General features: G+C 64.6%; 10 protein-coding genes and 2 riboswitches. Of the genes, 2 read left to right on the top strand and 8 right to left on the bottom strand.

The window, feature by feature from the left end:
• Positions 1 to 5: 5 nt before the first annotated feature.
• Positions 6 to 227: riboswitch (cobalamin riboswitch) on the bottom strand.
• Between the two features lie 120 nt (positions 228 to 347).
• Positions 348 to 548, top strand: a riboswitch (cobalamin riboswitch).
• Between the two features lie 106 nt (positions 549 to 654).
• Entirely contained in the window at positions 655 to 3,009 is a 2,355-nt protein-coding gene (gene metE, locus JQ604_RS27870; protein ID WP_212363878.1) for a 5-methyltetrahydropteroyltriglutamate--homocysteine S-methyltransferase, read from the top strand.
• A gap of 48 nt (positions 3,010 to 3,057) precedes the next feature.
• A complete protein-coding gene (locus tag JQ604_RS27865) occupies positions 3,058 to 3,255 on the top strand; it encodes a hypothetical protein (protein ID WP_212363877.1) in 198 nt (65 codons plus the stop codon).
• Between the two features lie 113 nt (positions 3,256 to 3,368).
• Here the strand turns inward: JQ604_RS27865 and ftsH are convergent, their stop codons facing one another.
• The 8 genes from ftsH to tolA form a co-directional block, all read right to left on the bottom strand.
• Positions 3,369 to 5,291 (bottom strand): ATP-dependent zinc metalloprotease FtsH, encoded by a 1,923-nt coding sequence (ftsH, locus tag JQ604_RS27860; protein ID WP_212363876.1) that lies wholly within the window; start codon positions 5,289 to 5,291, stop codon positions 3,369 to 3,371.
• A 259-nt stretch (positions 5,292 to 5,550) separates the two neighbouring features.
• The gene (gene tilS, locus JQ604_RS27855; RefSeq protein ID WP_212363875.1) at positions 5,551 to 6,573 is read right to left on the bottom strand and encodes a tRNA lysidine(34) synthetase TilS; all 1,023 of its coding nucleotides are present in this window, start codon (positions 6,571 to 6,573) and stop codon (positions 5,551 to 5,553) included.
• 48 nt (positions 6,574 to 6,621) lie between these two features.
• Positions 6,622 to 7,650: a tol-pal system protein YbgF gene (ybgF, locus tag JQ604_RS27850; protein WP_212363874.1), complete on the bottom strand. Its 1,029-nt coding sequence runs from the start codon at positions 7,648 to 7,650 to the stop codon at positions 6,622 to 6,624.
• A gap of 251 nt (positions 7,651 to 7,901) precedes the next feature.
• On the bottom strand, positions 7,902 to 8,396 hold the full coding sequence (pal, locus tag JQ604_RS27845) for a peptidoglycan-associated lipoprotein Pal (RefSeq protein ID WP_212363873.1): 495 nt from the start codon (positions 8,394 to 8,396) through the stop codon (positions 7,902 to 7,904).
• Between the two features lie 311 nt (positions 8,397 to 8,707).
• Entirely contained in the window at positions 8,708 to 9,448 is a 741-nt protein-coding gene (locus tag JQ604_RS27840; protein WP_212363934.1) for an N-acyl amino acid synthase FeeM domain-containing protein, read from the bottom strand.
• A gap of 149 nt (positions 9,449 to 9,597) precedes the next feature.
• Positions 9,598 to 11,931, bottom strand: coding sequence for a putative bifunctional diguanylate cyclase/phosphodiesterase (locus JQ604_RS27835; RefSeq protein ID WP_212363872.1), 2,334 nt, complete (start codon positions 11,929 to 11,931; stop codon positions 9,598 to 9,600).
• A gap of 189 nt (positions 11,932 to 12,120) precedes the next feature.
• Positions 12,121 to 13,410 (bottom strand): Tol-Pal system beta propeller repeat protein TolB, encoded by a 1,290-nt coding sequence (gene tolB, locus JQ604_RS27830; protein WP_433996291.1) that lies wholly within the window; start codon positions 13,408 to 13,410, stop codon positions 12,121 to 12,123.
• A gap of 107 nt (positions 13,411 to 13,517) precedes the next feature.
• The gene (gene tolA / locus JQ604_RS27825; protein WP_349631152.1) at positions 13,518 to 14,603 is read right to left on the bottom strand and encodes a cell envelope integrity protein TolA; all 1,086 of its coding nucleotides are present in this window, start codon (positions 14,601 to 14,603) and stop codon (positions 13,518 to 13,520) included.
• Between the last annotated feature and the right edge of the window lie 12 nt (positions 14,604 to 14,615).

Raw genomic sequence — 14,615 nt, 5'->3', positions numbered from 1 at the left:
GACGTAAGTTTTTCGGTGTCGCGGCAGGTCTCCTGGCTCGCAGGTCACAGTTGCTCCCTCGTCTTCCCAATGCGAAGTCGCATCAGTGACGTGAACGCGCGGGAGCAACTCACTGCTTACAGTTGCGGGGGCAGCGCCGGAATCTCGCGGCAAAAGACGCGATTCACCGACTTCCCTCTTAGCCACCAAATCTTGAGATGAGGCAGACCGTGACGCCTACATCTGGTGTGATTTGGCTGAAGGTGTCAACCGGGACTGCACGGGCGGTCGAAAAATTTTCGCACCTTGTGGGAATCGCGGACAAGTCCCGTCAAGTCGCCGTGTGTTGACGCGCGCGCGATGTTGCCGGTAAGTGATCGCGTCGTGGTTCTTCGGACAGCGCTTTGTTCCGAAGCTAAGAGGGAAGCCGGTGCAATGCCGGAGCTGCCCCCGCAACTGTAAGCGGCGAGTTGCCGTCCAATCAAAGCCACTGAGGCGCAAGCTTCGGGAAGGCCGGACGGCAGCTAGGACCCGCGAGCCAGGAGACCTGCCTCGACAACATACACGTCCTCGGGCGGGGTGTCCCGGTGGTGCGGTTGCGATTCCGCGCGCATCCACGCCCGGAATCCAGACGTGTCACTACGGCCTTTGCCCCCAAACTTTTGGGGTTAAGCCATGTCTTCCACTACAACGTCTTCCACGACTCTCTCTTCACTCGCAGTCGCGACTCTCGGCACGCCGCGGATCGGTCCGCGTCGTGAACTCAAGCTCGCGCTGGAAAGTTTCTGGTCCGGCGCGACCAACGAACAAGCGCTGATCGATACCGGCATCGGCCTGCGCGCGGCCAACTGGGCGCGGCAGAACAAGCTCGGTGTCACGGTGATCCCGTCGAACGATTTCTCGTTCTACGATCAGGTGCTCGACACCTCAGTGATGGTCGGCGCGATTCCCGCAATCTACGGCTGGACCGGCGGCACCGTGCCGCTCTCGACCTATTTCGCGATGGCGCGCGGCGCCGAAGGCCATGCGCATGACCAAGCCTGTAACCACGTCCACCACGGCCACGGCGTGCCCGCGCAGGAAATGACCAAATGGTTCGACACCAACTACCACTACATGGTGCCCGAACTGACCAGGGATCAGCGCTTCACCCTCGCCTCGCGCAAGCCGATCGAGGAGTATGAGGAGGCCAAGGCGCTCGGCTATCAGACCCGCCCGGTACTGGTCGGCCCGGTCACTTTCCTCAAACTCGCCAAGAGCAAGGACGCCGGCTTCGATCCGCTGTCGCTGCTGGATCGGCTGCTGCCGGTTTATATTGAGGTGCTGCGCGAGCTCGCCGCACGCGGCGCGGAATGGGTGCAGATCGACGAGCCTTGTTTGGTGCTCGATCTCGACGAAGCCGCGCGGAACGCGTTGCGCCGGACTTATGCCGACATCGCCAGGGCGGTGCCTGACATCAAGATCATGCTGGCCACCTACTTCGGTGGTCTCGGCGCCAACCGCGACACCGCCTTCGCGTTGCCGGTGGCCGGCCTGCATCTCGACCTCGTCCGCGCGCCCGAGCAGATCAGGGATCTCGCATCCCTGCCCCGCGATCGTGTGATCTCGCTCGGCGTGATCGACGGCCGCAACATCTGGCGCGCCGATCTGAGTCGCGCCCTCGACACGCTCGAACCGGTCATCGCGAAGCTCGGCAAGGATCGCGTTCAGATCGCCCCCTCCTGCTCGCTGCTGCATGTCCCGATCGATCTTGCGCTGGAGACGCAGCTCGATGCCGATGTGAAGAGCTGGCTCGCCTTCTCCGTTCAGAAGATCGAGGAACTGGCTGCGCTCGGCACTGCGCTCGCCGGCGATCGCGGCGCCGTCGCTGCCCTCCTCCAGGCGTCCAATGCCGCGGCAGCCTCGCGAAAAATCTCGCCAAAGATCCATAACGCGGGCGTCACGCAACGTCTCGCCGGCATCGACGATGCGATGCGCCGCCGGGCCAGCCCGTTCGAGGAGCGCGCCGAGGTGCAGCGTGCGCGCTTCAACCTGCCGGCGTTCCCGACCACGACCATCGGCTCGTTCCCGCAGACGCCGGAAATCCGCAAAGCCCGCGCCGCGCATGCCAAGGGGGCCTTAAGCGATGCCGGCTACAAGATCTTCCTGCAGAACCAGACCAAGCGCGCGGTACGCTGGCAGGAGACCATCGGGCTCGATGTCCTCGTGCATGGCGAGTTCGAGCGCAACGACATGGTGCAGTATTTTGGCGAGCAATTGTCCGGCTTCGCCTTCACCGAGAACGCCTGGGTGCAGTCCTACGGCTCGCGCTACGTGCGGCCGCCGATCCTGTTCGGCGACGTCTCACGGCCGCGGCCGATGACAGTGGAGTGGTGGCAATACGCGCAGTCGCTGACATCAAAGCCGATGAAGGCGATGCTGACCGGTCCCGTCACCATCCTGAACTGGTCGTTCGTCCGCGACGACATTCCGCGCAGCCAAGCCTGCCGGCAGATCGCGCTTTCGATCCGCGACGAGGTCGGCGACCTCGAGGCGGCAGGCGCCGGCATGATCCAGATCGACGAGGCTGCCTTGCGTGAGGGCCTGCCGCTGCGCCGTGCGGAGTGGAAGACCTATCTCGACTGGGCGGTCGACTGCTTCCGTATCTGCTCCTCGGGCGTGCGCGACGAGACCCAGATCCACACCCACATGTGCTACTCCGAGTTCAACGACATCATCGACGCGATCGGCGCGATGGACGCCGACGTGATCTCGATCGAGACCTCGCGCTCGAAGATGGAGCTGCTCGACGCCTTCCAAACCTACCGCTATCCGAACGAGATTGGCCCGGGCGTCTATGACATCCACTCGCCGCGGGTGCCCGAGGTCGCAGAGATGACGGAGCTGATGAAGCTCGCGCGGCTGCGGCTCTCCGATGCCCAGCTCTGGATCAATCCGGATTGCGGATTGAAGACCCGCAAATGGGAGGAGGTCCGCCCGGCCCTCGCCAACATGGTTGCGGCGGCCCGCGAACTCCGCGAGCTGGCCTAAGCGAGCGGCCTGCCCCACTCTCAAACACCGACAACCGAAGGAGACATCATGCGCTTCTGGATCGAATGCACGCGGTTTGAGACGGGGCAGGCCATTCACATCAACATCGCGCTGGTCGGCTCGATGTGGCGCGACGGCGAGCGCACCGTGCTCGCCTTTGTCGGCGGCGATGGCGAGAGGATCGAGGTGAGCGAGACACCGGAGCAAGTGCTCGAGCGGCACTTTGGGGCAATGGGGACGGTATGATTGGTGCGACCGTCATTGCAATGACGGAAGGGAGCAAGCCTTCTCCGCAATCGGCAGAAAAACAAAAGCCCGGCTCAAGGCCGGGCTCTGTCAACTTGCCGTTCTCGATTTCATTACGCCTGCGGCTGCGGCTCCATGCCGGCGTCCGGATCGGGACGCGGGCGGGATTTGCCGGCGGGCGGGACGGCGGAGGCGCGCGGTGTGGTCGGCTCCAGCACCGACTCGCGGTTCGGCTTCTTGCCCTTGAGCAGATCGACGATCTCGTCGCCGGTCAGCGTCTCGAACTCGAGCAGGCCCTTGGCCAGAGCCTCGAGATCTTCGCGCTTCTCGGTCAGGATCTTGGTCGCCTCGTTGTAGCCCTCCTCGACCAGACGCTTGATCTCGGAGTCGATCTTCTGGACCGTCGCCTCAGAGGCGTTCTGGGTGCGCGACACCGACATGCCGAGGAACACCTCGTCCTGGTTCTCGCCATAAGATACCGTGCCGAGCTCTTCAGACAGGCCCCAGCGGGTCACCATCATGCGCGCCAGACGCGTCGCCTGCTCGATGTCGGAGGCAGCGCCCGAAGTCACCTTCTCGCGGCCGAAGATCAGCTCTTCGGCGACGCGGCCGCCCATCATGATGGCGAGGCGCGAGGTCATCTGCTCCAGCGACATCGACAGCTTGTCCCGCTCCGGCAGCTGCATCACCATGCCGAGCGCGCGACCGCGCGGAATGATGGTCGCCTTGTGGATCGGATCGGTCGCGACGACGTTGAGGCCGACGATGGCGTGACCGCCCTCGTGATAGGCCGTCAGCAGCTTCTCTTCCTCGGTCATGACGAGCGACTTGCGCTCGGCGCCCATCATCACCTTGTCTTTTGCTTCCTCGAACTCGGCCTGGGTCACCATGCGCTTGTTGCGGCGCGCCGCGGTGAGTGCAGCTTCGTTGACGAGATTCATCAGGTCGGCGCCGGAGAAGCCGGGGGTGCCGCGCGCGATGGTCTTGAGGTTGATATCCGGCGCCAGCGGCACCTTGCGAACGTGAACCTTCAGGATCTGCTCGCGGCCGACGACGTCCGGATTGGGCACCACGACCTGGCGGTCGAAGCGGCCGGGACGCAGCAGCGCGGGATCGAGCACGTCGGGACGGTTGGTCGCGGCGATCAGGATCACGCCCTCGTTCGCCTCGAAGCCGTCCATCTCGACCAGCAGCTGGTTCAGCGTCTGCTCGCGCTCGTCATTGCCGCCGCCGAGACCGGCGCCGCGGTGACGACCGACGGCGTCGATTTCGTCGATGAAGATGATGCAGGGCGCATTCTTCTTGGCCTGCTCGAACATGTCGCGGACGCGGCTGGCGCCGACGCCGACGAACATTTCGACGAAGTCCGAACCCGAAATGGTGAAGAACGGCACATTGGCTTCGCCGGCGACCGCACGCGCGATCAGCGTCTTGCCGGTGCCGGGAGGGCCGACCAGCAGCACGCCGCGCGGAATCCGGCCGCCGAGCCGCTGGAACTTGCCGGGGTCGCGGAGGAATTCGACGATCTCCTGCAGGTCCTGCTTGGCTTCGTCCACGCCGGCGACGTCCTCGAAGGTGACGCGGCCATGCGCTTCGGTCAGCATCTTGGCGCGCGACTTGCCAAAGCCCATCGCCTTGCCGGCGCCGCCCTGCATCTGGCGCGACAGGAAGATCCACACGCCGATCAGCGCGATGAAGGGCAGCCAGGACACGAGCAGCGAGACGAACCACGGCACGTTGTCGCCCGGCGGCTTGGCGGAGATCTGGACCTTGGCGTCATAGAGACGCTTCACCAGGCTCGGATCGCTCGGCGCATAGGTCTGGAAGCTGGTGCCGCTGTTGAAGGTGCCGTGAATATCCGGCCCCTGAATCACGACGTCGCGGACATTGCCCTTATCGACCTCGGTCAGGAGCTGCGAGAACGAGATATCCGTGGAAGAGGTGCGCTGGCCCGGATTCTGGAACAGCGTGAACAACGCCAGCAGCAGCAAGACGATAATGACCCAGAGGGCGAAATTCCGCAGATTGGCGTTCATCGATCTTCCTTCGTGGTCGCGCGGATCGCGGCCTCTTCTATCCTTGGGCAGGCACTGTGGGAATCCCCGGGGAATCCATCCCAGTCGGCTGCATACAATCTAGGTGCCGATGGGGTCGATGCCAAGGGAACCACGCAGGACTATTTAGCGCATCCTAGCCCGATTCCCGGTCAAATAATGGCGCCAGATCCGGTGTTTTTCGGGGGTGGTTAAGCCTCCTTGGCGGATTATGACAACGATTGAACCTATCGCCTAAAGTTCAATTCGCCATCCCGCGCCGTCTTGGTGCCGGATCGATCCGGATTTGGCCGCCGGCGAGGCTGATCACGGCGCCGGCGAGCGTCTGTTTCAGCCGACCTGCCCCCGCCACGGCCTGATCGAGCGCCGCAAGCAGGGTCTCGACCTTGCCGAGTTCGGCCGGTCCCTCATGGCCGGTGCGATCGATCGCGCGCTTGAGGATGCGCAGACGGATTTCCTCGGGCATCGCGGCAAACAGCGCCGCGTCAAATCCGGGGCGCGCGACCTCACCGTCCTTCAACGCCAGATGGCGCTCGGCGCCGTCGACCTGCACCTCGATCGCGGCATTGGCCCGCGCCAATCGCGCCGCGAGCCGCGCGAGATTTCTGGCATCCCCGCCCTCCTTGGCGAGCGCCGGCATCAGCGCGCGCAACCGCGGCCGCGTGAACGCGGGATCGCGGTTGGTTGGATCGTCGGCGAAAGCGATGCGCGCCTTTCGCAGCGTCGCGATCAGCTGCGCCTTGCAGACATCGAGCAATGGACGCGCCAGCACCACGCCGTCGCGCTCGCTTTCCCGCGCCATGCCGGCGAGGCCGGCGAGGCCACTGCCGCGCAGCAGCCGCATCAGCAGCGTCTCGGCCTGGTCGTCGCGGGTATGCGCGGTGACGATGTGGGTCGCGCCGTGCTTGCGCGCCGTTTGCGCGAGCAGCCGGTAGCGCGCGGCGCGGGCCGCGGCCGGCAGTCCGGTCTTGGGCTTTGCGCCGGTCCAGCGCAGCGTGTGATGCGGCATGTCGAGCTCTCGCGCGAGACGCTTCACGTCGCGGGCCTCGCGCGCGGCCTCCGGCCGCAGCCCATGATCGACGGTCACTGCGATCAGCCGCGGTCCCGATTTCAGCGATCGGCGCCAGCGGGCCATCAGCCACATCAACGCCACCGAGTCGGGGCCTCCCGACACCGCGAGCACCAGCGCTGGCGCAGCCCTCCAGTTCGCGAACAGACGTTTCGCGTCGGCGGCCGAGATGACAGATTGATCGTCCTTGGGCATTGCCAGACCAGGTCAGCGAAGGCCAGAGGCGGCCTGCGCGGAACCGGTTTAGCACTTCACCCGCTTCTGCTCACGATCCACGGCGGCCTTCACGCCGCCGGAGGCGCGCGGATATTTCCGCGTCACTTCGCCGAAGGCGGCGCAGGCCGCCTCCTTCTCCTTCAGCGCCGCCAGCGACTGACCGAGCCGCAGCAGCGCATCGGGCGCCTTGGCCGACTTGTCGTACTTGGTGGTCACGCCGAGGAAGGTCTCCGCAGCGTCGCGATATTGCTGGCGCTGGAAATAGCTCTCGCCGAGCCAGTATTGGGAATCCGCGACCAGCGGATCGCTCGGGTATTTCTGCGCGAAGTTCTTCATCGTCTCTTCGGCAAGCGCGTAATCCTTGCGCTGCATGTAGCCGATGCCGAGGTCGAACTCGTCCTTCGACGTCGCCGAGGGCGGCAACGTGGTCAGCGCCGCGGTGGCGCCGGGCCCACGAGGAGCACCGCCGTCGCGCGGGCTGGTGTCGCCGAGGTTGAGCGGCTCGCCGGCGCCACGGCCGCCGGGCGCACCCACGGCGGCCTCTGCCGGCATCGGCATCTGCCCGCCGCCCAGGGCACGCGGCGCACCGGGCGCATTCGGGTTCTGCGAGGGATCGAAGGCATCGCCGCGCGAACGGCGGCCGGGTGCGGCCGGCGGGGCCTGCTCCTGTACGATCGGCGCGGGAGACGCGATCTGCTGCTGCTCGTAGCCACCTTGCTGCTGCCGGCCATAGCCCTGCTGCGGCTGCCCATAACCGGGCTGGCCCTGGGGTGGCGGATAGGCGGCCGGCTGCTGGGCCGGCGGCATCGCGGCGACGGGGGCCTGACCAGCTGGGCCTTGCGGGGCCGCGCCGAGCGCCCGCAGCCGTTCCTCGAGCTGGCGATTGCGGTACTGCAGCTCCTCGTTCTGGCCGGTCAGTTGGCGAAGCTGGTTCTCCAGCCGCTGGATCCGCATCTCGGCATCGCCATCGTCCACCTGCGCAATAACGGGAGCGGACACGACAAGCATCGCCGCGATAACAGCGGCGCCGGAAAGGAATTGAAGTCTCGATGACATTTTGCCCTGACGACGCAATCGACGTGAAAAGCGAGCCTTATTGAGGCACGGAGTACGCCGGAATTGTGACTGGCTTTCGATTCCGGCGCGCGTTTGCGCGGGTATGGTTTAGTCTTCGGCCCGCAACAAGCAAGTCACCTTTCGCGATACGGCCGTTCATCGGGATGAACGGAGATCGGCCACGCCCTGCCGGCCAAAATAAAACCGGCGCCCGAAGGCGCCGGTTTCGAACCAATCGAGCTTGCGATCGCTCAGGAGCTCGCGTTCAGCACCGTGACGGCGCGGCGGTTCTGCGACCAGCAGGAGATGTCGTTGCAAACCGCGACCGGGCGTTCCTTGCCGTAGGAGATGGTGCGCATACGGTTGGCGTCGATACCACGCGAAGCCAGATAGGAGCGGACCGACTGGGCACGACGCGCGCCGAGCGCAATGTTGTACTCGCGGGTGCCGCGCTCGTCGGCGTGGCCTTCGATGGTGAAGGAGTAGCGCGGATAGGTCTGCAGCCACTGCGCCTGCTTGTCCAGGGTCGCGATCGCCTGCGGGCTGAGATCGGTCTGGTCGCTCTCGAAGAACACGCGGTCGCCGACATTGACCACGAAATCCTGCTGGCTGCCCGGGGTCGCGGCGTTCGCCATCGCGTCATTGGCGCCCATGCCGTTCTTGTTCGCGCAGGCGCCCATCGACAGCGCCACCGCCAGAACCGCAGCCAGTTTCATACCCTGGAGGATACGCATCTGATGTTTCATTCCGGAGCCTCCACGCTCACGTATTTCGTACTTCATCCGGTCTACAGGGCGATGGTTAAGCGAACGTTCCGTCAACCTTGATGGAACCTTGCCGAACCCCATCAAATGCTGGCCAATGGTGAAAAGCGCCCCGGATGGTTAATGGGTTGTAAATGTGGCGCGACGGTGAAGGCAAGCGTCAGCGCGGCCGGAATCGGCAGCGTTTACAGGCCATTTCTGGCCCGGATGTGCCCTTCGGACAACAGAAAATAGCGGCTCGCGCCCGGAAGGAGCGGCCGCACGACCAACGCAGCGAATCGGTGATTCCCGGTTCAGGGGTTCGGGACGATCGAGGGGCGTTCGAACGACGTGACAATCCCGGATCGCGCCGAATGCCGCTCGCCGGTGCGCTGGAACAGCATCCGCCGCTCGAAGGCGCTTGAACGCATGATGGGAAACCGGGCCAGGACCTTTTCCCGCACAGCCCGGTAGTCGGACGCCATCAGCGCCACCTTTGCCAATGCGTTGGGAAACAGGCGCGGTTCGGCGATGGTCTCGTTGAGGAAGACCCGGCGATAAAATGCTTCGTGCGCGGGACGAACCAGTGCAAGCCCGGTATCGGCGTTGAAATACTCGCAGGCCAGATAGGCCAGCCGCACCGTCAGATAAGGCAGCTCGGGGAACCGCTGGGCTTTTTCGGGATCGGCGACGAAGCGGGCCGGATCGATGAAAACTTCGCCGCGATCGAGCCGAGGATTGAGAACGTCGCCGAACAAATCGGTCGTGCAGGACATCCGCTGTTCCGATGTCAGGACGTGGAGGCGGATCGAGCTGTAGAGTTCCCCGTCCACATAGATGCCGAACGTCCAGGCATTGGGCGCGTCATCGTAATCATCGCTGTAGCGCTCGGAGCCCGACAGCGGGATCAGTCCGCCGCGCGTATACGCCTTGTAGCGCATCGCATAGAGATGATCTTTCTCCTCGGGAGTTTCGATCGGGCGGTAGTCGACGCGGTCGAACAGCGCTCCTCCCCGCACAACATGCGAAGCGCGCGGTTCGGCGGCTGACTTCATCTGGCGCTCCAACACTTCCACAACAACCTCAACAACCTCAACGAGTATGAAAACTTAACAGCTTCTTAATAAAATTGCAAAGCTATTGACACGTTAGGGTTAACCCATGCGGCCGTCAGCGACCCGTAGGATTACGGTGGGAGGTTGTGTCAGGCGATCGAGCGCGAGGGGAACGCGATCAACTGCTGCTCGTCAGGCCCGCGCCGGCCGTGAGAAGCATTCAGCAACTGGCGGATCCGTACCGCCGGAACCGGGCGGCTGAACAGATAGCCTTGCGCCTCGGTGACTGCGCCGTCGCTGCTGATCAGCTCGAGCTGCTCGTTGGTCTCGATGCCCTCGACCACGACAGACATGCCGAGATCGGCCGACAGCCGCGCCACGCCGCGCAGCAGCGTCAGCGGGCGGTCGCTGTCGATGCCCTCGAGGAAGGAGCGATCGATCTTGACCTTCTGCAGCGGGAAGTTGTGCAGGTAGCTGAGCGAGGAATAGCCGGTGCCGAAATCGTCGAGCGAGATTCGCACGCCGAGCGTCCGCAATTGCGAGAGCACATCATGGGTCAACTGCGTGTTGTGCAGCAATGACGATTCCGTGATCTCGATCTCGAGCCGGTGCGCCGGCAGGCCGGAGACCTCGAGCGCGTAGCGCACTTCGCTCAGCACGTCGCGCTGGTGGAACTGCTGCGGCGAGAAGTTGACGGCGACGCTCACCGCCTCGGGCCACTTCATGCACTCCATGCAGGCCTTGCGCAGGATCCAGCGGCCGAGATCGACGATCAGGCCCATGTCCTCGGCGACCGGGATGATGTCGACGGGCGACACCGTGCCGCGCATCGGGTGGTTCCAGCGCAACAGCGCCTCGCAGGTCGAGACCTTGCCGGACTTCAAATTGATCAGCGGCTGGTAGAACAGCTCGAACTCCTCGTTGGCCAGCGCCTTGCGCAGGTCGAGCTCGAGGATGCGGCGCGCCTCGACGGTCTGGGCCATCTCGTCGCGGAAGAAGCAGAACGTGCCGCGGCCGTCGGCCTTGGCGCGGTAGAGCGCCATGTCGGCGTTCTTCAGCAGCGTGTCGGCGCTGACGCCGGGCGCGGTCATGGCGATGCCGATGCTGGCGCCGATCTCGACCAGGTGGTTGTCGATCTTGTAGCGCTCGCTCAGGCGATCGACGATGCGGCGGGCGAGGCTCGCCGCGTCCTCGTGCGAATGGATGTTCTGCTGGAACACGACGAACTCGTCGCCGCCGAAGCGGGCCACGAAATCTTCCGGCCGCAGCATCTCGCGCAGCCGCTCGGCGACGAGGCAGAGCAGCTGGTCGCCGCAGGGATGGCCGAGCGTGTCGTTGACCTGCTTGAACTGGTCGAGGTCGACGAACAGCAGCGCCGAGCGCTGCTCGGCGCCGTGGCGCGTGGCGAGCAGATGGCCGATCTCGTCGCGGAAATTGACCCGATTGGGCAGCTGCGTCAGCTCGTCGTAGCGCGCCAGATGGCTGATCCTGGCCTCGGCGTCCTTGCGCTCGGTGATGTCCTCGACCAGCACGACGGTGCCGCCGTCGGCCATCGGCTGGAACGTCCAGGACAGCGAACGGTTGCGGTCGGCGTCGGGATCGCCGGTGACGATGTCGCCGGCCTGCGAATTCTCGATCTCCGACAGGATCTGCCGCGCGGTGGCTGCCGAGATCGCGCCGGACAGGACGCAGGCATTGCAGATGTCGGATGCGCTCGCGCCGCTTTGCACGAAATCATCAGCAAGGTTCATCATCTCGCTGAAGCGATGATTCATGACCGCCAATTGTCCGCCGGGGCTGAACATGCACAGCCCGTGCGGCATGTTGTTCAACGCGGTGTCGAACTGGCCGGCCAGCGCCGCCTCGCGCTCGCGCGCCATCAGCGCCTGCATGAATATTCTGTGCAGGTTGGCCGAAATCTGCAGGGCAGCGACCAGGAATGCGGCGCACAGCACCGACATCGCGATGTAATAGGGCGTGCCGCGCAGCGCCAGCGCGATCACGGTCGAACCGAAGCAAAGCGAGGCCTGCAGCTGGAACACCCACTGCCGTCCATAAGCCCGGCCGGCGCCCAGCGCCACGAACCCGGTGGTCGTCGACAAGCAAATCATGTGGGCCACGGCATCGTCGCTGACCAACAGGGTGGTGCAGCACCAGACGCCGACAGAAGTCGCCTGGATCGTCGCCCCGATCTGGTGGCGCATCTTCCACCGCGCGGCTTCCTCGGCGGTCTGGTTCGACTTGAACGACTGGTAGCGATGCTGGTTGAACGCACGGAAGGCGCCGGCCACGATGAGCAGCGCGACACATGCCCAGACGAAGGGACTTTCCGTCTTCAGCGCGGTCACGGCGGCTGCGATCGCGCCGAACACGATGCCGGTCAGCAGCGGAGCGGACGTTTCAAACAGCGAATCGATCAGCGCCGCGCGGAGATACGGCGACACCTTCTGATCGGGTTCTCCACTCTGGCGAGCGACCTGCATTTTAAACGTACGCATCCCTTTTAGGCTGCGCAGTTCTACCCCCTGCAGGTGAAGTCTTTCTGAGGGAACACGGTTAGCGAGTCGTTGTCGTACGTTTCACAATGTAAATATTCGCCTTGAAAATCAGCACCCTAGGTAATATTTGCCGGTTAATGCCGGTATTCTCGCAGAGCGTGTGGAACCGGATCCTCATGACAGCAGCGGCGACCAGGCCGGATCGGAGGCAAAGCCCGGCGTCGGCACTTTCAGCTCGTTGCGGCCAGACACGTCGACCGTGTAGAGCGACGGGCCGCCATTGCCGCCGGGATCGCGGAAGAACATCACCACGCGCCCGTTCGGCGAGAATGTCGGGCCCTCATTGTGGAAGCCCGCGGTCAGGATGCGCTCGCCACTGCCGTCGGGCTTCATGATGCCGATCGCGAACTGCCCGCCGCCCTGCTTGGTGAAGGCGATGTAGTCGCCGCGCGGTGACCACACCGGCGTCGAGTAGCTGCCCTCGCCGAACGAGATGCGCTGCGCCCCGCCGCCGGTCGCCGGCATCACATAGATCTGCGGCTTGCCGCCGCGATCGGATTCGAAACAGATCCGGCTGCCATCCGGCGCATAGGACGGCGAGGTGTCGATCGCCGGCGTATCGGTCAGGCGTGTCGTCGACTTCGAACGCAGGTCCATCACGAACAGGTTGGAGTTGCCGCCCTGCTGCAGGCTCATGATGATGCGCTGGCCGTCCGGCGAGAAGCGCGGCGAGAACGACATGCCCGGGAAGTTGCCGACGATCTCGCGCTGCCCGGTCTCGATGTTGAAGAGATAGACGCGCGGGTCGCCCTGCCCGAACTCCATGTAGGTGATTTCCTGGGAGTTCGGCGAGAAGCGCGGCGTCAGCACGAGGTCGGCGCCGCGGGTCAGGTAGCGCACATTGGCGCCGTCCTGATCCATGATCGCCAGCCGCTTGACGCGGCGCTCCTTGGAGCCGGTCTCGTCGATGAACACGACGCGGCTGTCGAAATAGCCCTTCTCGCCGGTCATCCGCTCATAGACCTGATCGGAGATGATGTGGGCGATGCGCCGCCAGTAATCCGCCGAGGTGTCGTATTGCTGGCCGGCGAGTTGCTGGCCCGTGTTGACGTCCCAGAGGCGGAATTCCGCTTTCACGCGCCCGTTGGCCTGTCGCGTCATGCGTCCGGTCACCAGCGCCTGCGCGTTGATGGCCTTCCAGTTGTTGAAGTTCGGCGCCGCGTCGATGTTGATCTGCTTCTCGAGATAGGCCGCCTGGTCGATCGGCGCGAACAAGCCGCTGCGCTTGAGGTTGTTGGTGATCACCTGCGTCACGCCGACGCCGACCTCGGCATCGCCGGGCGTGCCGGCGGCGAAGTTCGGGATCGCAATCGGCACCGGGGCGAATTCGCCCTCGGTGATGGTGATGCGCTTCTGGGCGAACGAAGTGCCCTGCAGGCCGAGCAGTGCGCCGGCGGAGGCCATGCCTGTCAGCAGCTGGCGGCGGGTCGGACGAATGATGGCGTCTTGCAATCGGATCTTGTCAATCATCGCTACGAACTTTGCTCATGCATGGGGTCGGCAACGCTATGTCAACTCATGTTCTTTTCGGTGAAGGCCGGTTCGAAGAACTGCCATTCGTCGAAAAACTGCGGCGGCAATTTGTAGGGCGCGCACTCGATGATCGCCCGCAAGCCGCTCTCCTGATAGACGCGCAGATAGGGCGTCTTCGGCGAGCCGATCGCGACCGGCGTGCCTTCCAGAGATCCGTCGCGCTTTAGCCGGATCGAAAACACAGCTTCCGCCATCTGCTGCTCGACGCCGCCATAGGGCTTCTTCCAGCAGCGCTCCACCTGTTGGCGGAACAGCGCGCCCCAGGTCGCCGAATTGTCGGCGGCCGCGCCCTTCGCGACGCCCTGCGCGCTGCTGGAATTGAGCACATCGCCGGCCGCGGCGGTGCGGGTCGGGTCCTTCTTGTTGAGCAGTTCCGGCTTGTTGAGAGCCTGCGAGATGGTGGCCATGGCGTTTTCGGACTTGGCCTTCGCTTCGGCGTCCGCCTTCGCTTTGGCCTCAGCCCTGGCCTTGGCTTCCGCCTTGGCCTTCTCGGCCCTGGCTTTTGCCTCCGCCTTGGCCTTGTCGGCTTCCGCTTTGGCCCTGTCCGCCTCCGCCTTTGCAGCCTTGTCGGCTTCCGCCTTGGCCTTCGCGTCGGCCTTGGCCTTTGCAGCGGCCGCCGCCTCCGCGGCCTTCGCCGCTTCATCGGGTGCGTCGGATTTCGGAGGCGCGGTTTCAGTCACGACCGGCGGCTTTTCGGAGATCTTGCCGACGGTGTCGTCGACCGGCTTGGCTTCGGCGACCTTCTCGACCAGTGGCTTTTGATTTTCCTTCTTGCCATCCTTCAGGCCCGCCATCACGCGGTTGACCTGCTCGGCCGACATCACATCGACTGGAATGAAGTCCGTCATCTGCTTGGGTTTGCAGGCGAGCGAATAGCCGAACACCGAGAGCTGCGCGAGATTGAACGGCAGCATTTGCACCAGCGAGCACCACGACACCGACCACAGGGCGACCGTCAGCACCACCGCGTGCGCCAGCGCGGAGTACCGGAAGCCCGGGTCGATACTGAGGATCTTCAGCCAGATGCGCCGACCGATCCCAGTTGTGTCAATCGCCTGATCCACTACATCGCTTCC

Source organism: Bradyrhizobium jicamae (genome assembly GCF_018130695.1).
GTDB lineage: Bacteria > Pseudomonadota > Alphaproteobacteria > Rhizobiales > Xanthobacteraceae > Bradyrhizobium > Bradyrhizobium jicamae_B.
Note: the sequence above shows the minus strand (reverse complement) of the source record. Positions and strands in the feature narration are given on the sequence as shown.

What these genes read in the sequence shown, in the direction of transcription:
- JQ604_RS27865 (WP_212363877.1), top strand. Translation starts at nt 3,058, where the DNA reads ATGCGCTTCTGGATCGAATGCACGCGGTTTGAGACGGGGCAGGCCATT.
- JQ604_RS27840 (WP_212363934.1), bottom strand. Translation starts at nt 9,448, where the DNA reads ATGAAGTCAGCCGCCGAACCGCGCGCTTCGCATGTTGTGCGGGGAGGA.
- JQ604_RS27835 (WP_212363872.1), bottom strand. Translation starts at nt 11,931, where the DNA reads ATGCAGGTCGCTCGCCAGAGTGGAGAACCCGATCAGAAGGTGTCGCCG.
- ftsH (WP_212363876.1), bottom strand. Translation starts at nt 5,291, where the DNA reads ATGAACGCCAATCTGCGGAATTTCGCCCTCTGGGTCATTATCGTCTTG.
- ybgF (WP_212363874.1), bottom strand. Translation starts at nt 7,650, where the DNA reads ATGTCATCGAGACTTCAATTCCTTTCCGGCGCCGCTGTTATCGCGGCG.
- tolB (WP_433996291.1), bottom strand. Translation starts at nt 13,410, where the DNA reads ATGGCCTCCGCCGGCGCACTGCTCGGCCTGCAGGGCACTTCGTTCGCC.
- metE (WP_212363878.1), top strand. Translation starts at nt 655, where the DNA reads ATGTCTTCCACTACAACGTCTTCCACGACTCTCTCTTCACTCGCAGTC.
- pal (WP_212363873.1), bottom strand. Translation starts at nt 8,396, where the DNA reads ATGAAACATCAGATGCGTATCCTCCAGGGTATGAAACTGGCTGCGGTT.
- tilS (WP_212363875.1), bottom strand. Translation starts at nt 6,573, where the DNA reads ATGCCCAAGGACGATCAATCTGTCATCTCGGCCGCCGACGCGAAACGT.